Here is a 23,885-nt window from a genome sequence, read left to right as displayed (position 1 = left end):
AGGGATTTGAAAATGATTGAAAAGATACTAATTGCTAATCGTGGTGAAATAGCGTCTCGAATCATTCGCACATGCAAACGACTTAACATACGAACAGTAAGTGTGTATTCGGAGGCTGATGTAAACTCTCCTCATGTGGATATGGCTGATGAAAGCTACTTGATTGGTCCTCCACGAGTAAATGAAAGTTATTTAAATGTAGAAAAAATTATAACGGTTGCAAAGGAAGTAAAGGCAGATGCTATCCATCCCGGGTATGGCTTCTTGAGTGAGAGCGGAACGTTTGCTGAACAATGCGAGCAAGCTGGGATATTATTTATTGGTCCTAATAGTAAAGTTATTAGACAAATGGGCAGTAAAATTGCGGCAAGGACTGCGATGGAGCAGGCAGGAGTTCCGATTGTACCAGGAACGAAAGAAGCAGTAAATTCAATTGAAGAAGCTAAAAACATTGCCCGGGAGATCGGGTATCCAATTATGTTAAAAGCATCTGCGGGCGGAGGCGGCATAGGAATGCAAGTGGTTCATTCAGAAAACGAGCTGCAGACCGCTTTTGAACATAATTCAAAACGTGCTTTAACTTTTTTTGGTGATGGTTCCATGTTTATCGAACGTAAGATTGAAAATGCGAGACATATAGAAATACAGATTTTAGCAGATCATTTCGGAAACGCAGTTCACCTATTTGAACGAGAATGTTCAATTCAACGGAGGAATCAAAAGGTCATTGAAGAAGCGCCATCCCCTTTTATTTCGGAGCATACAAGAAATCTAATGGGAGAAACCGCAGTAAAGGCTGTAAAAGCCATAGAATACACCAATGCCGGAACGATTGAATTCCTAGTAGATGAAGAAGAGAATTTTTACTTTCTAGAAATGAATACTCGTATCCAAGTGGAACACCCTGTTACTGAAGAAATTACGGGATTAGATATTGTCGAGCAACAAATTCAAGTCGCAAATGGGGAAACATTATCTATCTATCAACAAGATTTGTCAATGAATGGGCATGCATTAGAAGCACGTATTTATGCGGAAGACCCGAATACATTCTTCCCTTCTCCTGGACATATTACCAATTTCGAATATCCGGAGGGTCCCTATATACGAAATGAGGTTGCTGTAAAAAATAGCTACGATGTTACCCCTTTTTATGATCCGATGATAGGAAAATTAATTGTCTATGGCAGAACCAGAGAAGAAGCTATAAAACGATTAAAAGAAGCGCTTATGAACTACAGAATTGATGGAATTAAAACAAATCTGCCGATGTTAAAAGTAATTGCTGATCATGAACAGTTTAAACGAGGGAATACGGCTACTAATTTTGTAGATAAATATTATTTAACGGAAGTAGAAAATACTAAATAGGAGGAAATCGAGGATGGAAATAAAAGCAACAATGGCTGGAAGTGTATGGAAAATTGCAGTAGCTCAAGGAGAATCTGTTGGAGAAGGTCAGGATGTTGTCATACTAGAGTCGATGAAAATGGAAATTCCTATCCCTGCAGACTCACCTGGTACAGTTAAGGAACTGAAAGTTGCTGAAGGGGATTTCGTCAACGAAGGGGATGTCATCGCAGTTATTGAATAAATCGACTATCTAATAATTAGGGGGAGGTTTTGAATGAATTCTCTTGTAAAATTGGAATATATTGATTCAATTGCCATTGTCACATTAAATCGGCCGGAAGCCGCTAATGCAATGTCTAAATCTCTGTTAGAACAACTCTATTCAGTTATTCAACTAATTGAACAGAATCCATCAGTAATTTGTACCATAATTACTGGCACTGGTGATAAAGCTTTTTGTGCCGGAGCTGATCTAAAAGAAAGAGCAGGGATGTCTGACCAAGAGGTGGTTGCAGCAGTTACATCCATAGGAGAAACAGTAACTGCGGTTGAGAATATGTCGATGCCAGTCATCGCCTCTCTAAACGGGGTTGCTTTCGGTGGCGGTTTAGAATTGGCATTAGCTTGTGATATCCGTATAGCTGCCAACCATGTAAAAATGGGATTAACGGAGACTTCTTTAGCAATTATTCCAGGAGCCGGCGGCACACAACGATTACCAAGGCTTATCGGTACTGGGCAAGCAAAGCGCCTCATCTATAGTGCAAAACGGGTTACAGCTGATGAAGCTTTATCCATTGGACTAATAGAAGAGTTATGTGCATCAGAACGGTTAGACGAGACAGCTCTACAGCTTGCAAAAGCGATAGCTAACAATGGTCCAGTTGCATTAAAACAAGCAAAAACAGCAATTAATCAAGGAATGGAGACTGATTTAAGGACAGGGCTAGTATTGGAACAACTAGCTTATCAGCAAACCATTTCTACTAAAGATAGAACAGAAGGATTACTTGCATTCCGTGAAAAACGAATGCCTAACTATGAGGGAATTTAGAATCAGGAGGCTTGGGCAACATGTCTTATTTGGAAGAATTTCAAGATAGAGTGAGCAAAATCAGCCAAGGTGGGCAAGCAAAATACCATCAAAAAAATGAAGAAAAAGGTAAATTATTTGTTCGTGAGAGACTTCGCCGGTTATTTGATGAAAGCATGAATATAGAAGATGCGTTCTTTGCAAATTGTATGGACGAATCATTACCATCTGATGGCGTAGTTACAGGCATTGGCAAGATTAATGGCCAATCTGTCTGTGTAATGGCGAATGATTCCACGGTTAAGGCAGGATCTTGGGGAAAAAGAACAGTAGAAAAGATTTTACGCATCCAAGAAACTGCCGAGAAATTGGAAATACCAATGATTTATTTAGTTGACTCAGCTGGTGCACGAATAACAGATCAAGTAGAAATGTTTCCAGGAAGAAGAGGTGCTGGTCGAATTTTTCACAATCAAATCAAGCTTTCTGGTCGTGTACCACAGATTTGTTTATTGTTCGGCCCATCCGCTGCTGGAGGTGCGTACATACCGGCATTTTGTGATATTGTTATTATGGTTGAAGGAAATGCATCGATGTACTTGGGCTCCCCCCGTATGGCAGAAAAGGTAATTGGTGAAAAAGTATCGTTGGAAGAAATGGGTGGAGCAATGATGCATTGTTCTGTGTCTGGCGTTGGCGATGTACTAGTTAAAACAGAACAAGAGGCCATTGCATATACACAAAAATACTTAGACTATTTTCCAAAAAATTTCCGAGAAAAACCTACAGTTAAAGATAAAAAAGGGGTTAAACAAATAGAGAAAAATTTGGCGGATTTAATCCCTACTAATCAAAATGTGCCATTTAATATGTATGATCTCATTGATCAACTTATTGATGAAGGAAGTTTTTGTGAAATTAAGAAAAAGTTTGCTCCTGAATTAATTACTGGACTTGCTCGAATGGATGGTCGAGCTGTTGGGATTATTGCTAATCAACCACGTATGAAAGGGGGCGTTCTTTTTCCAGATTCTGCTGATAAATCAGCAAAATTTGTGCAACTATGTGATGCATTTAATATCCCGCTTCTGTTTTTAGTTGATGTACCTGGATTCATGATTGGTACAAAGGTGGAGCGTGCTGGTATCATTCGGCATGGAGCCAAAATGCTTGCAACAATGAGCGAGGCAACCGTTCCAAAAATTTCTGTTATTGTCCGTAAGGCCTATGGAGCAGGGTTATATGCAATGGCCGGACCAGGATTTGAGCCGGACTGCTGCTTAGCTTTACCAACTGCTCAAATTGCTGTTATGGGTCCAGAAGCGGCAGTAAATGCTGTATATGCCAATAAAATACAGGAATTACCGGAAGCAGATCGTGCAGCATTTATTAAAGAAAAACAAGAGGAATATAAAGAAAACATTGATATTTATCGATTAGCATCTGAAATGGTAATTGACGGAGTCATTAAACCGGAGCAATTACGAGATGAGTTAATTCAACGATATTCCCTTTATGATTCAAAAAGCGTTACATTCACAGAACGTAAACATGGGGTATATCCCGTATAATAAGAAGGTAGCACTTGATGGTGCTACCTTTTTATACTTTGTATCAAAAGTAACTAAATCAACATACATTATGTTATCATCAACTATTTTGATTAACCATAAAAATATTATGTAAACTAATGATAACTTTTAATTCTATCTATATAAATGGTATTCTAGAAGTAGAATCACGAAGGAACGGGGGAGCAAAATGGTGGATAATCGAAGTTTCAGGAAAGTGATGGGACAATTTGCAACTGGTATTACTGTTGTATCGGCAAATTACCATCGTGAAATAATCGGCATGACAGTAAATGCATTTATGTCTGTATCATTAGACCCTAAGTTAATTGCTATTTCCATTGATGAGAATGCACGTATGTATAAGAAACTGCAAGAAACAAAGGCATTCGGCATCAGTATCCTAGCAGAAGAACAGGCAGAGCTATCAAAGGTGTTTGCCAGACAGCTGGATCAAGGAAACCGAGTTATCCCATTTGTGCAACAAGCAGATGTTCCAGTCATCAACGGTTCGTTAGCTACCCTATCTTGTGAAGTAAACGAAAAAGTTGTAGCAGGAGATCATATGATATTTATTGCGGAAGTGACTGCAATAAACCAAAATGAAGGGAACCCATCTATATTTTACGGAGGAAACTATCGCAAGCTAAGTGAAATACTTAAATAAACATAACTACTTGCTAAATGCGATAGCGGTAGTTATTTTTTGACTTGTATATTTTTCCTCTGAAAGTCAATAACAGTAATATATGCAAGCGATAATGGAGGGATTTACATGAAGATTAGCGATTTTATGATAGAGGATGTCATATATGTGACACCTGCAACAACGATAAAGGAACTTTTAACCGTTCTTTCAACAAATAAGATAGGCGGCGTACCTGTCATCAATCAAGATAAGAAATTAATTGGTATGCTGACAGATGGAGATGTCATCCGGTATTTACAACCAAATGGGAGAACAGTGTACGATTTATATGCACATGTGATGATTGATCGAATTCAAAATTTCCAGCAAAAGTTAGATGCTGCTTTAACGATGAATGTTACGGAGCTAATGAGAAACAAGCAGATTATTACGGTGCATCCAGATTCAAACTTTGAAGAGGCCGTTAAGATATTCTCCAGCCATGCATTTAAAAAGATTCCTGTTGTTACAGAAGACGATGTAGTAAAAGGAGTTATTAGTAGAGGGGATGTTATTCGGTTCATTACAGATCAATTAGTTCGTCATGATGAATCGTAGATATAACCAGTAGAAATATATACAGTTATCTCGTATAATAGACGCTAGTAAAAAGGATAAGGGATGCGTGAGGAAAAAATGGGCCGTTATGTAACAATGGATTCGACTGAAAAATTATTACATCAATTAGCAGCATTATATCAAAAAATACTTGATAATAAGGATACGGAACGTGCAAAGAAAATACTTGACCTTTATGATAAATATAAAAAGCAGGAACTAATGATTTGTTTTGCCGGACATTTTTCTGCTGGAAAGTCTTCCATGATTAATGCATTATTAGGAAAAGAAATCTTACCCAATAGTCCAATTCCCACAAGCGCTAATATTGTTAAAGTTATGTCTGGTAATGGGACACTTCGTGTATTTTATCATCATGAACAACCTGTAGAATATCAAGAGCCATATGATATGGATATGGTTAAACAATATTCAACGGATAAAGATACGATCCGTAAGTTAGAGATTCGATCTTCACAAGCGTTATTACCAAAGGGAACAGCATTAATTGATACCCCAGGGATAGATGCAGCGGATGATGCCGATCGTTTGATGACAGAAGCATCCTTACATCTAATGGATGCTTTGTTTTATGTCATGGATTATAATCATGTACAATCAGAGGTCAATTTGCAGTTTTTAAAGGATCTACAACAAAAATCGATTCCTTTCTACATTATTATTAATCAAATTGATAAACATCAGGAAGAGGAGCTGGCTTTTAAAGATTTTGTCGCCAGTATTAAACAAACGTTTGATTTATGGCATATTATGCCAGAGAAAATTTTCTATTCTTCTTTAAAGGATGCGGATGTACCTCATAATCAATTTCATCAAATAAAGCAGCAATTACAACTATTGCTAACCGATAACAAACAAGAGCTGTTACATTCCATTCACGCAGTAGATAACATCATTAACCAACATAGTGCTTATTTGCAATCTCAATACGAAGATCAACTAGCCATGTATCGGATTAAGCCTGAACAACAGCAAGAATTATCCAAGGTAAAAGCATTGGAACGCGAAATAAACGATTGGAAAAATAAAGAAGATCACGTAAAGGATGTATTCTTTGAAGAATTAAATCAATCATTGAAGAATGCGTATCTAATGCCAGCCGATTTAAGAGATAAAGCTGCTTCCTATTTAGAATCAAAACAACGAGACTTTAAGGTCGGATTGTTTGGGTCAAAGAAAAAGACCGAAGAAGAAAAAAGACAACGAACAGAATATTTTTTAAATCATCTACAGCAAACGGCAGATACTTCGCTGCAATGGAAGCTTCGCGATAAATGGATGACTATGCTTAAGCAATATCACCTAGATGATGCTAAATTACACGAGGTATTACAGCACTTTGTTATTTCCATCGATCAAAAAGATATTGACAAGGTTATGAAACAAGGAGCTACTTTAAACGGCGACTATGTGATTCATTACACCAATGACCTTGCAGCTACAATCAAAAGTAAATATAAACAAAAAGCAAATGATTTATGGGAAGAAATAGCGACACATATTCAGCATACAAATAAACAAACGATAGATGGTCTACAACAACAATTAACAAATTTACAAGCAGTCCGCAGCAGATTACAAAATTATGCTATGGTTGAAGAGGAACTGGAGAAAAAGCAAATAGAAATTAAACAATTATGGACGGAAGAACAGCCTTCCATGACATCGAGTATTCAGGTGATGGAAGATCAATTAAGTGAATTGCAGCAATCCATTATTCAAGGACAACAATTAACGAAATTATCAACCAAAAAATCTGCTTCGAACAAAGGGAATGATAAGGAGGAAGAAGCAAGCACATCTATTCAGTCAACGAATACGGTAGATGGAATCATTGATGCACTCGAACGTACAACGAACACAATTTATCATCTTCCTGGATTTCATTCATTTGTTTCAGATTTACATGCTAAAAAAAGCCGGCTCCAGGATCGTTCTTATACAATTGCATTATTTGGGGCATTTAGTGCTGGGAAATCATCGTTTGCTAACGCATTATTAGGGGAAGGTGTACTTCCTGTATCACCTAATCCTACAACAGCAACGGTAAACCGAATTAACCCAGTTAATCAAGAATTTGAACACGGCACGGTTCAAGTAAAGGTGAAATCACAAGAATCATTGGAAAAAGATATTAAAACCATTACGCAGAAATTCGCTCCGAAGGTTGATCAACTTCCTGAATTAATAGACTGGATTACAGAACAGGAGTTATATCTTGATGATTCTTTAGATTATATGTACCAAGCATATTTAAAAGCAGTTGTTACCGGTTATCAAAATATGAAACACCGTATAAATGACACGATTGCTTTGAGACTAGATGATTTTCCTTCTTATGTAACGGATGAAACCAAAGCATGTTATTTGGAGTCAATTGATCTTTATTATGACTGTGAATTAACACGTCAAGGTATTCGATTGGTAGATACACCAGGTGCAGATTCAGTTAATGCTCGTCATACGAATGTTGCTTTTGAATACATTAAACATGCGGATGCTATCCTTTATGTTACTTACTATAACCATGCACTTAATCGTGCAGATAAAGATTTCCTGATGCAACTAGGAAGAGTCAAAGAATCATTCCAATTGGATAAGATGTTCTTTATCGTCAATGCTTCGGATTTAGCGGAAGATCAACAAGAGTTAGAACTTGTTATGAATTATGTAAAAGGGCAACTAGAACAACTAGGGATACGTTTTCCCAGATTGTATCCGATATCTAGCCGAAATTCACTAGGTGATAAACAAAACAACAAACCACTGAATCCAGAGATGCAGCATTTTGAAGATGCGTTTCATCAATTTATTCACTATGACTTAACTCAACTGACGATTGCTTCGGCAAAGTGGGATATAGTACGAACCTATGATCAATTGACCTACTATATCGAATCACAGCGACTCGATCAGCAACAAAAAGATACGCTAAAACAAGAGAAGGATGACAAACAAAGGCAGATCCAAGAGGTGATAACGAATTACCATACCAAAACATATTTGACACAAATCAATCAAAAAATTGAAAAACAACTATATTATGTGATGGAACGACTTCGCATTCGCTTCCATGACATGTTTAAGGAGACATTTAATCCAACAACAATTACCGAATCAGGAAAACAAGCAAAGCGGCAATTATGGGATAGTTTACAAAACCTAATTAATTATTGCGAATCTGAACTTATCCGAGAATTGCAAGCCGTTTCTCTCCGTATAGAGTCCCTGATGAAAGAATTGGCTCAGACTGTTTATGCTGAAATCAGCCAAACAAGTAAACAGATAGATCGTTCCTTTTCTCTTCCTGGTGCAGAAATAATGGAGATAGAAACGCCAGCTTTTCAGGGTACTTTGCATGACGATATTGACTTTCAACAATTTGAACGTCCTTTAGGATCGTTTAAAAATACCAAATCTTTCTTTGAAAAGAATGAAAAGGAAGTTATGAAAGAAACGATCTACGAAAACTTCCAACCTTTTGCCAAGCGTTATATTCAAGACAATCAATCGATGATGGAATCATTTTATGAAGGGCAATGGCATGGTATAATAAAAGAGATGAAAGACAACCTTTGGTCAGAGTTACAGCAGCATGTAACAAATTATTTAGCAATGATAACTTCTACAATATCGATAGAGACATTATCTACGAAAGAACAAGAACTTAAAATCATTGTAGACAATATAAAGAAAAAGGACGGGGAATCATGAAAAAGCAGCAAATCTTGCTTGTTGATGGAATGGCATTGTTATTCCGTGGCTTCTTCGCCACCGCATTTCGTGGAAATTTCATGAAGACAAGTGAAGGAATACCTACAAATGGCGTCTATCAATTCTTACGATACTTCTTAGATGCAGTACAAACCTTTGAACCAACCCATGCCATCTGCTGTTGGGATATGGGTAGTAAAACATTTCGAACAGAGATGTATGAAGGCTATAAAGCCAATCGCGATGAACCGCCAGTGGAACTCATACCACAATTTGATTTGGTCAAAGAGGTTGTTGAAAGTTTTGATATGCCTAATATCGGATTGGAAAATTATGAGGCAGATGATTGCATTGGAACATTAGCTAGAGAATATGCGATCGATAATGAAGTAACGATTCTAACAGGTGACCAGGATATTTTACAATTAGTTGATAATGGCATTCGTGTAGCAATCATGAAAAAGGGTCAAGGGAATTATGAACTATACGATCATACGAACTTTTACGAAAAGAAAGGAATAACACCAAGACAAATAATCGATTTAAAAGGGTTAATGGGAGATACATCGGATAACTATCCCGGCGTAAAAGGTATTGGGGAAAAAACAGCACTCAAATTAATTCAAGAACATGGCACGATCGACGATATTCTTACTAATATAGACAAGCTTCCAAAAGGTGTCCAAACCAAAATAAATGCAAATTTGGACATGCTCCATTTATCTCGAACATTAGCTGAAATTAAATGTGATGTGCCGATAAGCTGTACTTTAGATGATGCAATCTGGAAGTATGATAAGACAAAAATTACTGACAAGTTTCAGTCCCTTGAATTTAAAAACCTAGAAAAATTAGTTTAATTTTATATAATCGTAATTTTTAATAACTCACGATGTTGTGAGTTATTTTTTTATGCATGGATGAATCCATCACAAAAGGGGGTATAACTCATAATGGTTAGGGGTATATCGCATACCCCTTTAGGGTATAAGTGGAAGGACTGGGGGTATTGGTTATACGCCGTAAGGTACTTCTGCACCATATGTAATGAAGGGTTGGCGAAATCATCAAAAATAATTTATAGTTAATCAGGAATACTATGCAATAAGATAATTAAAGGTGGTATCGGGTAAATTGCTGCAAGTTGAAAACTTGAAAGTAAACGCTATTTTAGAGATGGATCAAGTTAAAATAGAAGCAAATAAAGTAACATGTATCATTGGCAAAAGCGGAAGTGGTAAATCGACTTTTCTAAGGTTGCTAAATCAGTTAACTTCTCCTGATGAAGGAAACATCTATTTTAAGGAGCAAGATATTACTGAGTTGGATCCAATTCAACTACGTCGGATGATTACCATGGTTCCTCAAACACCTGTAATTTTCCCCGGAACTGTGAGAGACAACTTATTAGTTGGGCAGACTTTATCAGGAATGGACCCAACAACAGATAGTCAGTTAATGCAGGTCCTCAATCGGATGTTTTTAAATAAATCACTTGACATGCCTGCCGATGATTTATCTGGAGGAGAAAAGCAACGTTTGGCATTAGCTAGAGCCATGTTATTGAGTGCAGAAGTGTTTTTATTGGATGAGCCTTCTTCAGCATTGGATAATACGACTGCGACTGAAGTCATTGATGCCTTTACAGCATTTGTAAAAGAATCAAATAAAACGATGGTAATGATTACGCATGATTTGCAATTAGCTGAAAGAATTGCTGATGCAACGATCGATATGAATCAATACTCTCTGTCGCTTGATCGAAAGGAGTATTCGAATGAGTGAGTCAGATGCAATTGATCTTACACTTTGGCAATTACTCTTTGCTTATGTATTTATTGTTATTTTATGGATCATTGTTCGAGTAAAGGGAATACCGAGAGAGAAATTAATTATTATCTCCACGTTACGTATGACCGTACAATTAATTTTAGTCGGTTATTTATTAATGATAGTTTTTGAACATCCACACCCGATTGTTACGATTGTCATCGTACTGTTTATGTTGGGATTTGCAATTTATAATGTGTTTAAGCGAGCGAATGTCATTATTAATATATCTGTGAAGAAAACAGTAGCAGTAGCAATGGTTCTAGGTATTTCGATTAGTATGATTTATTTTTTATTTGTCGTATTACAACTAGATCCATGGTATAATCCTCAACTCTTTATCCCGATTGGGGGAATGATTATTGGTAATGCAATGACGGGGATCACATTAGGAGTTAATCAACTATTAATAGGAATGAGAGAACAGAAAGCAAAAGTAGAGGGAGCATTAATGCTTGGAGCGACACCGAAGGAAGCATCCCATTCGATTATAAATGAAGCTTTTGATTCGGCCATGCTGCCAACTATTAACTCCATGGTTGGCATGGGTATTGTATTTTTACCGGGGATGATGACTGGCCAAATTATCGCTGGTGCCTCACCGGTGAGTGCTGTTAAATATCAAATCGCTATCATGCTTGGTGTTGCAGGTACGGTGTCTATTACTGTTATCATCTTTTTGCATTTAGCTTATAAAACTTTCTTTAACCATCGCGCGCAATTACAAGAAACAAAACAAAATGACTGATTATGCAAAGGACGTACGTTTCAAGCATAATTACGTTTATCCTGATAGGTAAAGTTGGAAAAAAATAAGCGATGCTTTTATAATAAAAGAAGTAAAATATTATTAACAGGAGGAACTGTAATGGTGTTCCCTTCCAAGAAAGATCGATGGCTATCCACCTTATTATGGGTGATCGCCGGTTTGGGCTTTTTCATTCCATTAGTTAATGGAGATATTATATCCGCATTCGTTATTCTGCCATTTGCATTATTTTTATTATGGTTCTGGTTTCGAACGGACTACTGTATTAAAGAAGATAAAATCAAAATTCGTTATGGACCGATTCGACAAACCGTTCTAATTAAAGATATTAAAACGATTATAAAAGCGAGAAAAAATCCTTTCGCCGCTGCTCCTTCATTATCACTGGATCGTATCGTTTTACATTGCGGCAAGTTTGATGTAACTTCTATTTCACCTCGAGATCAAGAGGAATTTCTGAAATCGGTATTAGAGATAAATCCTGAGATCGAAATAGATAAACGGTTAGTATGAATGAAACAACAACTAAAGGTGGTTTTACAAGATGAGAGTTGTTAATAATGTTAGTGAATTAATAGGTAATACACCAATGGTTAAACTAAATAAAATTCTGCCAGAAGATGCTGCAGATGTATATGTCAAATTGGAGCTTTATAATCCTAGTCGAAGTGTAAAGGATCGTGCAGCATATAGTATGATCAAAACTGCTGAAGAAAAAGGCTTACTTCAACCGGGTGATACGATTATTGAGCCAACAAGCGGAAATACAGGAATAGGACTTGCGATGAATGCAGCAGCTAAGGGCTATAAAGCAATTATTGTTATGCCTGATAACAGCACAGAAGAAAGAAGAAATATATTACGTGCCTACGGGGCAGAGGTAGTGTTAACTCCAAGTGAAGAAAAAATGCCTGGAGCAATAAAAAAAGCATTGGAATTACAGAAAGAACATCCAGGCAGCTATATACCACAACAGTTTGAAAACGAAGCGAATCCTGCTATCCACCGTACGACAACGGCTGTAGAGATTTTTGAACAAATGGGTGGCGAGTTAGATGCATTTATTTGTACGGCAGGAACAGGTGGTACAGTAACTGGCACGGGAGAAGCATTAAAAGAGAAAATACCCGATCTTCACATCGCTGTTGTCGAACCAAAAGGATCACCAGTACTATCGGGTGGTAAACCCGGAAAACATAAGTTAGTGGGTACGAGTCCTGGATTTGTTCCAGATATCTTAAACACAAATATTTATGATGAAATTATGCAAATAGCCGATGAAGATGCTGTGAATATGTTTAAGCAAATCGCTAAGCAAGAGGGCATTTTCATTGGTCTTTCAGGAGCTGCTGCCGTCTATGCCGCGATACAAGTAGCTAAAAAATTAGGCAAAGGAAAACAAGTTGTCTGTATTGCTCCGGATTCTGGGGAGCGTTACCTAAGCATGAATTTGTTTGACAACGAATAGTAAAAAACCAATCATCTTCATTTAGATGATTGGTTTTTTATATGGTAAGATAAAGGAAATCATAACAAACAAGAAATAGTGGTGGAATTACTGTGCGACAAAAAGTTTTCTTTATCATAAGCAGTACAATCATAACCTGTTCCTTACTAGCCGTTATTGAACATACACTAGAAATAAATTATGCGATAAAGTCGTTTAGCAAAATTGGAATGTTCTTTTTAACCATTTGGTTCTATCAAGCAATTTTTAAAGATTATCATTTAAAATCGGTTTTGAGCTTAAAGAAACTAAAAAAACAGGATTTATTTCGTCTTTTAGCTTTGGGGATTGCTTCAGCAAGTATTGTATTGCTAGCATATATTTTCTTACAGCCTTTCTTTGATATAGAACAAATTAAGCATGATTTAACAGATCGCTTAGGTATCACAGCCACGGGATTTATTTTTGTTGGTGTATATATCACTTTTGTTAATTCTTTTTTAGAAGAATATTTTTTTCGTGGATTTGTATTCTTTCAGCTTCCACGAAAAGTAGGATATATATTCAGTCCGTTATTATTTGCTTCCTACCATATCCCAATGATCGCTTTATGGTTCAGCCCCTATCTAATCGGCGCTTGTTTTATTGGACTCTGGCTTATCGCATTTATATTTCACAAAGTAAATGAAAAAAAACAAACCATTTGGTCATCGTGGATCATTCATATATGTGCTGACATAATGATTATTATGATCGGAACTACGTTATTTTACTAAGAGTGGAATAAGAAAGATGCATGGAAGGAGGGAGGACCTATGCAAAAACAAACGAAATGTGGAAAGATCATTATTCTTAATGGAGCGCCAAGATCAGGCAAATCAAGTATCGTCAAAGCTATACAAAATAGCTTTGACGGTATATGGATAAATATCGGTGTAGATACATATATGCAAATGATTCCAAATGATCTGCAACCAGGCATTGGATTACGCCCTGGAGGTGAACGTCCGGATTTAGAAGCAGCTATCGTATCCATGTATCAAGCCATGTATCAGTCAATTCGAGTGCATAGCACGTTAGGGCTAAATGTCGTTGTTGATGTAGGTCATCATGATAGTTATTCAACTTCACTGGAACTGTTACCTATCTGCGCCAATATCATAAAGGAATTACCGGTGTTACTTGTAGGGATTTATTGTCCAATTGACACCATCATGGAACGTCGAATAAACACTTGGCAGAATAAATATGAAGAAGATGGAACGATTCCTCCTAACGTTAAACGTTGGCAAGAAGCTGTTCATAAAGTTGGTATTTACGATTTACAAATAGATACATCGGTTTACTCTCCAAATGAAGCCGCTTTATTCATTCAATTCGAACTTAACGACCTATCGAAGCCATCAGCTATAAACCGTATTGCTAACCTCAGTCAAAGCTGAAAAATGTTTATCCAATGTGAGTAGGTTTTCACTTAGAATTGAATTCCGTAATAAATTTGTTGATTTTTTTTACGTTTATATCTTTTATAGGTTGATCAGTGAGCCGATAAGATTCCTTTAAATCCAGAATACGCTTCACACTTTGATTAATCCGTTCCTCCGATATTTCCCCCGATTGAACTGCTTGCTTCAATGCTGTTAATACATCATTAGCTTCATCATAGCCATGACCTACCATAACTAGGTCGCTTCCTGCTTGAACCGAAAGCACTGCAGCATTCCCTAGATCATAGTTTTCTTTGATTGCACCCATGGTCATATCATCCGTTACGATGAGGCCATCGTAGTTGAGCTTTCCGCGTAATAATTCAGTTACAATTGGCTTTGATAGGGTAGCAGGATATTGTTTATCATATGCTGGCACGAGTAAATGGCCAATCATTATCGCATCTACATTTTGTTTAATCGCAGCCTTAAAGGGCGCTAATTCGAAATCCTCTAATCGGGATTTATTATGTTGAATGACTGGTATTTCAAGATGAGAATCAACATTTGTATCTCCATGACCTGGAAAATGCTTTGTTACTGAAATTAATTCTTGTGAGTGCATTCCTTCTATTTGCTTTAACCCAAATTCAATCACTTTATTTGGAGTCGATCCGAATGATCGATCTCCAATAACGGGGTTATTAGGGTTACTATTGATATCAAGTACTGGAGAAAAATTAATATTGAAACCTAGTGATTTCACTTTCTTGGCAATGGATTGACCGGTGTGATAAGCCCAGTCAAGATTATTAGAATTCCCGATTTCTTCACTAGAAGGAGTAGCAAGAAAATCGTTTGGCAGACGAGTAACACGACCTCCTTCTTCATCTAACCCCATAAATAAGGGAACTGAATTAGTTGTATTTGCTTGTTTTAATTTATTAATCAACATTTTCGATTGATGGATAGATAATAGGTTTTTACTAAAAAGGATAATGCCGCCAACTTTCCGTTTTTTAATTAATTGATTAATGTCTTGATCCATCGTATCTCCATCAACCCCAACTATTACTAGTTGTCCAATTTTTTCATCTAAATTCATATCTTTTATGGTAGCTTGTAGGTTATTTTTTGAATTACCTATTCGAAGTTCATTATCTTTGTACTCTGGTGTGAGATCGGATGAAGCTGCTTCCTCGATCTCTACATTTGTGCCATTACAAGCACTTAAAATGAAACAAATGAGCAAGCTGCTTAATAACGTTTTAAAGAAGATCGTCATTCTATTCGTATTCTCCTTTCTTTCATACATGGTTTACTTTAATGATGTATGTGTTACAATACCCATACTACAAGATTGTTAAAAAGCTTATTATATCATCGCAATGTTTCGTTTAATACGGAAACCTTTAAAAAAGAGAGAGAAGGTGAAAGTATGAAGCATTCTATTGCATATCTTCTTACAATGATCGGAGCAAGTTTCTGGGGATTAACAGGCTTATTTGTGGAGACATTATATAGTTATGGCTTTACTGCTTGGGAAATCGTAACCATTAGACTTTTAAGTTCTTCCATGATTCTACTTGCCATTTTAGCTTTGTTCTCTAGATCCTATTTAAAAATCGAGTGGAAACATATTCCGCACTTTATCGGGTTAGGTGTGTTTGGAATTGTATTATTTAATTGGTTTTATTTTAAAGTAATGGAACAAACCTCTATTTCTATAGCTGTCGTTCTCCTATACACATCACCTGTATTTGTTGCTATTCTATCAAAGATAATCTTTAAAGAAAAATTCACCATTCAAAAACTGCTGTCAATCGTTCTTACAATTGTAGGGTGTTCGTTTGCGGTCCAACTATACCACTTGGCGATTTTCATATGTCGTTTCATAGTATGTTATTGGGAATACTTTCCGCTTTTTTCTGTGCGCTTTATAGTGTGATAGGGAAAATGGTTAGTGCACATTATAATTTTATTACAATTACGGTTTACTCATTATTCATGGGAAGCCTATTTATCGCTCCGACAAGTAGCTTGTGGAAAAAAGCTGAGCATTTCCAATCATCTGAAGTTTGGTTAAGTATTATTGGTATTTCTATCATTTCTACCATATGCGCCTATACACTCTACACCTTCGGACTAACGTATATCGAATCAAGTAAAGCAGCGATATTAGGTGTTTTGGAACCGATTGTAGCTATCTTAGTAGGTGTATTCATCTATAGTGATTCATTAAGCTTATTACAAATAATTGGAATTATACTTGTTTTATTTTCTGCATTTATAACTGTTTTTCAGAAAAGGAGAAAGGTTAAGAAACGAATGCATGGATATTACGCTTATAAAAGCAGGGGAGAATAGAATTTTTTAAATTAACCCATTTTATAATTAGGAGGTGTATAAAATGGGTAAAGATCGTCAAGAAAAGAAATTAAAAGAAAGTGGACGTGTTGAGTCTGATCGAGATGTTGGCCTTCGCTATAAAGGTTCTACGAAAATGTCGAGTCCAGAAGAAGCAAGGAAATTAAACGATGGTGAAAAATAATACAAAAGCGGCTCTTGAGAAAAGAGAGTCGCTTTTGTTTTTTACGTTGAGGAATTAGCAACGATATAATTTTATACCGTACACCTGAAACAAATTCCAGATTTAATCGTATATCTATAAAGGCCATCGATAACATATATATACGTATTATAATCATTGAATTGGGTCGATGATATATTCAGATGAGAGGAAGAGAAGCAATGGGGAATTTTACAAAAATAAAAGAGTGCCCTAAGTGTGGTGAAAGAGAAATAGGGATTGGCCATCAACGAGGATATTCCGATATTACTCCGAAAGGAAAGGTTTTAGGATCAGCAATTGAGTACATTGTTTGCACAGAATGCGGCTATATTATCGAAGGATATGTCAAAAAACCAAATCGATTCAAAGGTACATTATAGTAATGAAAAATCCGTATTCAATTTAGAGGTGTATATAAATGAAAGAATGGTGGAAGAAAAAGAAAGGAAAAACAAGAAAGAGGAAGAAAGATAATGATCATTATACTTTTTGGGACTTCGTACTAGATGTACTGTTCTGGATACCTGAGCTGCTATTTTTCCCTTTACGATTAATCTATTGGCTAATAAAGGGAATCGGAAGACTTATTGGGAATATAGTTGACTTAATCTAAACTTGTACGGAGTGGTAAATGAAGCAGGGGAGAGTGTAGATTGTCCATCTTAATCTTTCCATAATCTCAACCTTAGCTGCGTTCCAGGAAAAATCTCGATAATTTACACAAAACAGTACGAATTTTTTGTTATTTAAATAAATTTCAATGCAAACTTTTACAAAAAGACGGAGTTAAAAGGAGTTAATGATGGATAAGCAAAGAACGATGAAGGAAGTCGATCAGTTAATAGATGATTTGCCAGATAATATTCAAACGATTACGATTACGATTACGTTAAGGAAAATGATTTTAGAAGCTTCACCGAAACTTGTGGAAGTATGGAAATGGTCGATGCCAAATTATATGTATAATGGATTGGTTTGCTATATACAAACCGCAAAAGAACATGTTAATCTTGGTTTTCATAAAGGAAATGAACTTCAGGACAAGTACCATTTGTTACAAGGTACAGGAAAAACCATGAGGAGTATTAAAATCCGAAAGCTCGAAGACATTCAATCAGAGGAATTCACTTCAATTATTAAAGCAGCCATCACATTAAATGAATCATAATAGAAAAGGGGAATGGGATAAAGTGAATGGATGGTTCCGATTGTTTTATATTTCCTAGTTTACATAATATATATTATAGGAAGTTAAAGCAAAGAGGTGAATTTTATCTCAAAATAAAAGTATACTCTTGATAGTGAGACGGAATAAAAAAAATCACTATATGATTTGATCAATATAGTGATTTTTGCGATCTATTTATTTAATTTAGCTGGATCAATTTGCTTTAATGATTTATTTGCTGGTCCTTCGATAACTTCACCTGTATAAGAAAAACGTGAACCATGACATGGGCAATCCCAACTGCGTTCACCTGAATTCCATTCAACTTCACAACCTAAATGTGTACAGGTCGTATCAACAACATGAAGCTGATTTTCTTTATCTTTATAAACACCTGTTCGATTACCATTAATCCTAGTGACTGTTGCTTGATCTGGCGCTAATTGATTAAGCTGATTTTCCGTGTTATCCAATTTTCCTTGAATCATGTGTTTCGCTACATCCATATTTGTTTGAGCGAACTTTCGAATCGATGGATCGGCTTGGAATCGTGTTGGTGTAAACAATGCTGTATAGTCACTATGTTGTTCAACAATTTGCGAAGAAATAATTTTAGCAGCGACTGTACCATTTGTCATTCCCCATTTACGGAAACCGGTTGCAACCAAAACTGCATCTTCTGATTTTTTAATTGGTCCAATATACGGCAATTTATCAAGCGTAGTTAAATCTTGTGCTGACCATCGATAATCACAAGATTTCATGTCAAAATTTTGCTCAGCAAATTGTTGAAGTGCTTTGTAATGATGCAATGTGGATTTTCCTTGGCCGGTTTTATGATTCTCTCCACCAATTAACCATAAGTCACTCCCTCCCCACTTCGTTGACCGAATTGATCTGGTTGGGGTTTCCGCATTAATATACATACCACCAGGATAAGGCTTTCGAGATTGGATTCCAAGAACGTAGGCTCTTTCGGCATACATTCTTGCAAAATAATAACTATCTCGGTCATAGAAAGGAAAATGAGTTGCACAGATAACATATTTGCAAGTTATGCGATGTCCCTCTTTGGTTACAATTGAAGGATATTTGTTATATTCGATATCAATTGCAGTTGTGTGTTCGTAATAGGCTGCATCCTGGTTGCAACTTTCTTCAATTAATGTTAATAGATATTTTAACGGATGGAATTGTGCTTGATCCTTCATTTGTAGTACAGATTTCACTGGAATATCTAAAGGCATTGTTTCACTTAAAGTACTATTAATATTTAGTTGCCTGTAGGCGTTATACTCATTTTCTAAGTTATCTAACCATTTATCGGAGTTGGTATAAATAAATGCATCTTCTTTTTTATAATTACAATCAATGTGGTGTGTTTTGATAATCTCTTCAATAAGTTGTTTAGCTTCATCGGCAGCCTTTAAATAAAGACCGGCGTTTTCAATGCCCATATGCCTAATCAATTCATCATAAATTAAACCATGTTGAGCGGTGATTTTTGCTGTTGTATGTCCAGTTGTTCCGTTTAATAATTCATCTGCATCAATTAAAGTTACTTTAATATTTTGCTTCGAAAGTAAGTATGCTGCTGTAATTCCAACTATTCCCCCTCCAACAATACCGACATCTGTTTTAATGGAGGTATCTAAAGGCCGGAATTTGGGTAATGATAACGTATCTCTCCAAAACGAGGTTGATTCAGAAGGGATTTGTGATTTATCCAATGGATGGCCACTCCTTTTATTAACTATACTATTATTAGTAGTATAAACACTCCTCGTTATTTTAACCGATTAAATCAGGTTTACCTTTCAAATAAATCGGATATTGTGTTAAATGAGGTGATATGCAATGAACGTACATGCTAAGATAAGTGGAAAAGTTCAAGGAGTTGGCTTCCGTTTTTCTGCTAAGCAGAAAGCAGATGAAATAGGAATAACTGGCTGGATTCGAAATAATCCGGATGGAACGGTTGAATTGGAAGCTCAAGGAGAGAATAAGCAATTAGATCAATTCTTAAAAGACTTATCAAAAGGATTAAATCCAGCTATAAAGGTTCAAGAGGTAGATCAAAGCAAATTTGAAAGTTCAACGAATTTTAATTCCTTTAAAATAAGCTAAATAGAAAGGATCGTTGGTTGATCCAACGATCCTTTCTATTTATTGCTCTTCTTATTGCTCTTCAAAGAACTTACGGTTAAGAGCGATATATTCATTTTCTTCCTCTGGTACTTCATCTTCCATATAAATTGCTTCTACCGGACATACAGCTTCACACGCCCCGCAATCGATACAAATGTCAGGGTCAATGAAAAACATATCTTTTCCTTCTTCTATACAATCAACAGGACATACTTCAACGCATTCTCCTGCTTTTTCATCTTTACAAGGTGATGTAATAATAAATGCCAAGTGGTTCTCCTCCTTTTACCGTTCTGTTAAATTATGTTAAGTGTATATAATAATTTAATTGTAATTATAACGCATTTACAATGAAAAATAAAAGCCATTTTGCTGAAATAGCACTTGTTAATTCCATCATTCTACACATTTTTCATGAAAATAGCCATATAATTTAGTATTCGTAATATAGGGAGAGAAATACAATGGAAATAACTGTACGGCAAGGAGACACATTACACTATTATAGTCAGCTTTTTGATATTCCGTTACCATTAATAGAAGATGCCAATCAAAGGTCACAAGTTTTTGCTGAAGAGACGGTGTATATACCAGGGTATCAATCCATTCCTTATATAATTCAATCCGATGATTCATTTCAAACAATTGCTACGAACAGAAATATCCCTGTCGACCGGATTGCCTTACTTAATCAAACCAGCATTGACAACAGTTTAACTGTTGGGCATAGCATATGTCTTCCTAAAAAAGTAACAGAGCTAATCGTAACAGACCTTAATGATTACACCTATGAAAAAATGCAACAAGATCTACATAAAATTGCAAAACTCTATCCATTTATTACGCTGCAATCCATTGGCTCATCCGTAATGGGCAAAGATTTGATTGAGGTACAAATTGGAAATGGTTCAAAACAGGTTCATTTAAATGGTTCTTTTCATGGAACAGAGTGGATTACGACATCGGTTATTCTAAAATTTATTAATGAATATGCCATATCCTTGACGAATCAGTTACCAATGCAAGCCATTGCCACATTACCTCTTTATCAAGCAGCTCGCCTATCGATTGTTCCTATGGTTAATCCTGACGGAGTCAATCTTGTTATAAAAGGTTCTGCATCTGCAGCAAAATATGAAGCGAATGTATTAGATATAAATCATAATCAGGATGATTTTTCTAATTGGAAAGCAAATATTCGAGGGGTGGATTTGAATAAGCAATTCCCTGCATGTTGGAATGTGGAAGCGAACAGAAAGCCAACTTCACCTCAGCCCAGAGACTTCCCTGGCTACATGGCATTAACAGAGTCAGAAGCGATTGCGATGGCGAATTTAGCGAAGCAACGTCATTTTATGCGGCTTCTTGCTCTACATACGCAAGGAGAAGAAATATACTGGGGTTTCGAGGGATTTGAACCAGCCATTTCCCAAAAAATAGTTAATGAATATGCGCAGGTTAGTGGTTATCAACCGGTTCGTTATCTCGATAGCTTTGCTGGTTATAAAGATTGGTTTATTCAAGAATTCCAAAGACCTGGTTTTACGTTGGAATTAGGGTTGGGAGTAAATCCTCTACCTTTTGAACAGTATCCAATTATTTATCAAAAGACACGAGGAATTTTATTGGCAAGTCTTTATTTATAAAGATCTTGCCAAATTATGTGTTGAGGCGATTCCAATTCCTCGCAAAACTGTAATGCGTAAATATCTGGATTTCGCATCGTCTTCCATTGTTCAAAACCAAACGTATGATCAAAATGATTTAGTAATAACGCAATTAAGTTCCCATGACTGACGATAATAATATTTTGGTAATCATTTTGCTGCACTATTTCATCTAGTATTGGATACGCTCTTTTAAATGCATCATTTGATGATTCCCCACCAGGTAAAGCAAAATCAGGTTCTTGAAAAGAATGCTCCAACACCTCTAACCAGTCATCAATTGGCTGCACACTCAACATACGTTCTTGAAGTCGCTCATCAATATGTATAGATAGATCTTGCTTCATCGCAAACGGTTTAATACTGTCGATTGCCCTTAAATAAGGACTAGAGATAATACAATCAATTCGTTTGTCCAATTTGCTGAAATAATACGCTAATTGTTCTGCCTGTTTTAAGCCATTTGTTGTTAAAGGAGAGTCTCGATGTTGACCATGAGCATGACAATGCCTTACGAAATAGATTTGTTTCTGTACTTGCACGGAATAATCCATTACCCAACCTCCATTCTTAAAACAGAATAATACGAATTGACTAATACATGTTTAGTATACCATTTTTAGTAAAGAAATAGTACGATGCATAAAAAAACCAGGGTAGTTTATCCCCTGGTATTTCCATTCAACAAGTAATTTTTATACTACTTCAAAATAGTCTTTATGAAATCCACCGATTCGATCACTATTGTCAATAATAAAGTAAAATTCTTCTGTTTCATTTTTTACGTCGTAAATTTTACCTGGTGTCAATTTATTATTTACTACGAATTTCTTTGCATCAGCATGTACACATTTTAATTGTTTGATGGTTTCTCTATTTTCCCAGTCTAAATGAATCATTTCACTTCTCCTCTATAGTTTACATAATATGATTATCGTTTACTTGTTTCCGCCAAATAATCGTTGATACTCGCCATAGCCTGCATCCTTTAATTTATCTTTTGGGATAAATCGCATAGCAGCGGAATTTATACAATAACGGAGTCCTCCCTCATCTTTAGGGCCATCATCAAATACATGTCCTAAATGAGAGTCTGCATCCTTACTTCTTACTTCTGTACGAACCATCCCATGGGAAGTATCTGTGTTTTCTTTTAATTGATACTTATCAATTGGTTTTGTAAAGCTTGGCCAACCACAGCCGGCGTCATACTTATCTTTGGATGAAAACAGCGGTTCTCCAGAGACGATATCTACATAAATACCTTCTTGCTCATTATCCCAGTATTCATTATAAAAAGGTCGCTCCGTACCATTTTCTTGTGTTACTTGATATTGGATTGGCGATAATTTTTGTTTTAAATCTGTGTTATCTTTTGCGTTCTTCCAATTCTGATTAATAAAATCTTCCCTTCCAGATCCCTTTTTATATAAGCGGTAGTGGAAGGACTGTTTTTTGTAGTAATCTTGATGTTCTTCCTCCGCTGGATAAAAAGGCTTTGCAGGAAGAATTTCAGTAACAATTGGCTTGGAAAATTTACCGCTATTCTCTAAGTCTTGCTTTGATTGTTCCGCAATTTGTTTCTGTTGCGGATTATGATAGAAGATCGCTGTTTGGTAGGACTCTCCTCTGTCATTAAATTGACCATGCGGATCAGTTGGATCGATTTGCTGCCAAAACGTTTCTACCAGCTTCTTATATGGCATGATGGTTGGATCAAATTCAATTTGTACTGCTTCCACGTGGCCGGTAGTATTCGAGCAGACTTGTTGATAAGTTGGATTTTCTACTGTTCCTCCTGTATATCCCGAAGTCACCCGAATAATACCTGGTCGTTCATCAAAAGGTTCAACCATACACCAGAAACAACCTCCAGCGAAAGTTGCGAATTCTTTTGTTGTTTCACTCATGCTATACAT

28 protein-coding genes are annotated in these 23,885 nt (G+C 36.2%); 22 read left to right on the top strand and 6 right to left on the bottom strand.

What is annotated here, in order from left to right; all coding sequences use genetic code 11:
* Window positions 1-12: 12 nt before the first annotated feature.
* The 14 genes from M948_RS35955 (at window position 13) to M948_RS35895 (ending at window position 14,426) form a co-directional block, all read left to right on the top strand.
* The gene (locus tag M948_RS35955) at window positions 13-1,371 is read left to right on the top strand and encodes an acetyl-CoA carboxylase biotin carboxylase subunit (protein WP_021291348.1); all 1,359 of its coding nucleotides are present in this window, start codon (window positions 13-15) and stop codon (window positions 1,369-1,371) included.
* 13 nt (window positions 1,372-1,384) lie between these two features.
* On the top strand, window positions 1,385-1,594 hold the full coding sequence (locus M948_RS35950; RefSeq protein ID WP_021291347.1) for an acetyl-CoA carboxylase biotin carboxyl carrier protein subunit: 210 nt from the start codon (window positions 1,385-1,387) through the stop codon (window positions 1,592-1,594).
* A gap of 33 nt (window positions 1,595-1,627) precedes the next feature.
* A complete protein-coding gene (locus M948_RS35945; RefSeq protein ID WP_021291346.1) occupies window positions 1,628-2,407 on the top strand; it encodes an enoyl-CoA hydratase in 780 nt (259 codons plus the stop codon).
* A gap of 20 nt (window positions 2,408-2,427) precedes the next feature.
* Window positions 2,428-3,957: an acyl-CoA carboxylase subunit beta gene (locus M948_RS35940; RefSeq protein ID WP_021291345.1), complete on the top strand. Its 1,530-nt coding sequence runs from the start codon at window positions 2,428-2,430 to the stop codon at window positions 3,955-3,957.
* A 190-nt stretch (window positions 3,958-4,147) separates the two neighbouring features.
* Window positions 4,148-4,624 (top strand): flavin reductase family protein, encoded by a 477-nt coding sequence (locus M948_RS35935; protein ID WP_021291344.1) that lies wholly within the window; start codon window positions 4,148-4,150, stop codon window positions 4,622-4,624.
* A 108-nt stretch (window positions 4,625-4,732) separates the two neighbouring features.
* Window positions 4,733-5,203: a CBS domain-containing protein gene (locus M948_RS35930; protein WP_021291343.1), complete on the top strand. Its 471-nt coding sequence runs from the start codon at window positions 4,733-4,735 to the stop codon at window positions 5,201-5,203.
* A gap of 63 nt (window positions 5,204-5,266) precedes the next feature.
* Window positions 5,267-8,938 (top strand): dynamin family protein, encoded by a 3,672-nt coding sequence (locus M948_RS35925; protein WP_021291342.1) that lies wholly within the window; start codon window positions 5,267-5,269, stop codon window positions 8,936-8,938.
* Window positions 8,935-9,798, top strand: a complete 864-nt coding sequence (locus tag M948_RS35920) for a 5'-3' exonuclease (protein ID WP_021291341.1) — start codon at window positions 8,935-8,937, stop codon at window positions 9,796-9,798. The genes M948_RS35925 and M948_RS35920 overlap by 4 nt, the downstream gene beginning before the upstream one ends.
* 274 nt (window positions 9,799-10,072) lie before the next feature.
* Window positions 10,073-10,723, top strand: coding sequence for an ABC transporter ATP-binding protein (locus M948_RS35915; protein ID WP_021291340.1), 651 nt, complete (start codon window positions 10,073-10,075; stop codon window positions 10,721-10,723).
* A complete protein-coding gene (gene fetB / locus M948_RS35910) occupies window positions 10,716-11,516 on the top strand; it encodes an ABC transporter permease (protein WP_021291339.1) in 801 nt (266 codons plus the stop codon). The genes M948_RS35915 and fetB overlap by 8 nt, the downstream gene beginning before the upstream one ends.
* 120 nt (window positions 11,517-11,636) lie before the next feature.
* Window positions 11,637-12,050, top strand: a complete 414-nt coding sequence (locus tag M948_RS35905) for a PH domain-containing protein (protein ID WP_021291338.1) — start codon at window positions 11,637-11,639, stop codon at window positions 12,048-12,050.
* Window positions 12,051-12,081: 31 nt separating this feature from the next.
* Window positions 12,082-13,005 (top strand): cysteine synthase A, encoded by a 924-nt coding sequence (gene cysK / locus M948_RS35900; RefSeq protein ID WP_021291337.1) that lies wholly within the window; start codon window positions 12,082-12,084, stop codon window positions 13,003-13,005.
* A gap of 92 nt (window positions 13,006-13,097) precedes the next feature.
* Window positions 13,098-13,760, top strand: a complete 663-nt coding sequence (locus M948_RS0121955) for a CPBP family intramembrane glutamic endopeptidase (RefSeq protein WP_021291336.1) — start codon at window positions 13,098-13,100, stop codon at window positions 13,758-13,760.
* 39 nt (window positions 13,761-13,799) lie between these two features.
* Complete coding sequence (locus M948_RS35895; RefSeq protein ID WP_021291335.1) at window positions 13,800-14,426, top strand: chloramphenicol phosphotransferase CPT family protein; 627 nt, start codon at window positions 13,800-13,802, stop codon at window positions 14,424-14,426.
* Window positions 14,427-14,454: 28 nt separating this feature from the next.
* On the opposite strand, the gene nagZ is transcribed toward M948_RS35895, so the two are convergent.
* A complete protein-coding gene (nagZ, locus tag M948_RS35890) occupies window positions 14,455-15,696 on the bottom strand; it encodes a beta-N-acetylhexosaminidase (protein WP_021291334.1) in 1,242 nt (413 codons plus the stop codon).
* Window positions 15,697-15,849: 153 nt separating this feature from the next.
* Here nagZ and M948_RS43670 point away from each other — a divergent pair, with 153 nt between their 5' ends.
* The 6 genes from M948_RS43670 (at window position 15,850) to M948_RS35870 (ending at window position 18,151) form a co-directional block, all read left to right on the top strand.
* Entirely contained in the window at window positions 15,850-16,359 is a 510-nt protein-coding gene (locus M948_RS43670; protein ID WP_231378684.1) for a DMT family transporter, read from the top strand.
* A gap of 8 nt (window positions 16,360-16,367) precedes the next feature.
* Window positions 16,368-16,778, top strand: coding sequence for a DMT family transporter (locus tag M948_RS43665; RefSeq protein WP_231378683.1), 411 nt, complete (start codon window positions 16,368-16,370; stop codon window positions 16,776-16,778).
* A 43-nt stretch (window positions 16,779-16,821) separates the two neighbouring features.
* Entirely contained in the window at window positions 16,822-16,962 is a 141-nt protein-coding gene (locus tag M948_RS42880) for a YpzI family protein (RefSeq protein WP_021291333.1), read from the top strand.
* Window positions 16,963-17,162: 200 nt separating this feature from the next.
* Entirely contained in the window at window positions 17,163-17,363 is a 201-nt protein-coding gene (locus M948_RS35880; RefSeq protein WP_021291332.1) for a Lar family restriction alleviation protein, read from the top strand.
* Window positions 17,364-17,401: 38 nt separating this feature from the next.
* Window positions 17,402-17,596: a hypothetical protein gene (locus tag M948_RS35875; protein ID WP_021291331.1), complete on the top strand. Its 195-nt coding sequence runs from the start codon at window positions 17,402-17,404 to the stop codon at window positions 17,594-17,596.
* Window positions 17,597-17,785: 189 nt separating this feature from the next.
* Window positions 17,786-18,151: a DUF1801 domain-containing protein gene (locus tag M948_RS35870; RefSeq protein WP_021291330.1), complete on the top strand. Its 366-nt coding sequence runs from the start codon at window positions 17,786-17,788 to the stop codon at window positions 18,149-18,151.
* A 191-nt stretch (window positions 18,152-18,342) separates the two neighbouring features.
* Here the strand turns inward: M948_RS35870 and M948_RS35865 are convergent, their stop codons facing one another.
* Window positions 18,343-19,881, bottom strand: coding sequence for an FAD-dependent oxidoreductase (locus M948_RS35865; RefSeq protein WP_021291329.1), 1,539 nt, complete (start codon window positions 19,879-19,881; stop codon window positions 18,343-18,345).
* A 127-nt stretch (window positions 19,882-20,008) separates the two neighbouring features.
* On the opposite strand from M948_RS35865, the gene M948_RS35860 reads away from it, so the two are divergent.
* Window positions 20,009-20,278, top strand: a complete 270-nt coding sequence (locus M948_RS35860) for an acylphosphatase (protein ID WP_021291328.1) — start codon at window positions 20,009-20,011, stop codon at window positions 20,276-20,278.
* A gap of 51 nt (window positions 20,279-20,329) precedes the next feature.
* Here the strand turns inward: M948_RS35860 and M948_RS35855 are convergent, their stop codons facing one another.
* Window positions 20,330-20,569 (bottom strand): indolepyruvate ferredoxin oxidoreductase subunit alpha, encoded by a 240-nt coding sequence (locus tag M948_RS35855; protein WP_021291327.1) that lies wholly within the window; start codon window positions 20,567-20,569, stop codon window positions 20,330-20,332.
* A 194-nt stretch (window positions 20,570-20,763) separates the two neighbouring features.
* On the opposite strand from M948_RS35855, the gene M948_RS35850 reads away from it, so the two are divergent.
* Window positions 20,764-21,945 carry a M14 family metallopeptidase gene (locus tag M948_RS35850; RefSeq protein ID WP_021291326.1) on the top strand — a complete coding sequence of 394 codons (1,182 nt, stop codon included), beginning with the start codon at window positions 20,764-20,766 and terminating at the stop codon, window positions 21,943-21,945.
* Here M948_RS35850 and M948_RS35845 read toward each other — a convergent pair.
* The 3 genes from M948_RS35845 to msrB form a co-directional block, all read right to left on the bottom strand.
* The gene (locus M948_RS35845) at window positions 21,936-22,520 is read right to left on the bottom strand and encodes a histidine phosphatase family protein (protein WP_021291325.1); all 585 of its coding nucleotides are present in this window, start codon (window positions 22,518-22,520) and stop codon (window positions 21,936-21,938) included. The two genes, M948_RS35850 and M948_RS35845, sit on opposite strands and share 10 nt — an antisense overlap.
* Before the next feature lie 141 nt (window positions 22,521-22,661).
* Complete coding sequence (locus tag M948_RS35840) at window positions 22,662-22,865, bottom strand: DUF6501 family protein (protein WP_021291324.1); 204 nt, start codon at window positions 22,863-22,865, stop codon at window positions 22,662-22,664.
* 39 nt (window positions 22,866-22,904) lie between these two features.
* A complete protein-coding gene (msrB, locus tag M948_RS35835) occupies window positions 22,905-23,876 on the bottom strand; it encodes a peptide-methionine (R)-S-oxide reductase MsrB (protein ID WP_021291323.1) in 972 nt (323 codons plus the stop codon).
* Window positions 23,877-23,885 lie beyond the last annotated feature (9 nt).

The sequence above is a fragment of the Virgibacillus sp. CM-4 genome (assembly GCF_000445495.1).
In the GTDB taxonomy this organism is placed as follows: domain Bacteria; phylum Bacillota; class Bacilli; order Bacillales; family Amphibacillaceae; genus Virgibacillus; species Virgibacillus salexigens.
Note: the sequence above shows the minus strand (reverse complement) of the source record. Positions and strands in the feature narration are given on the sequence as shown.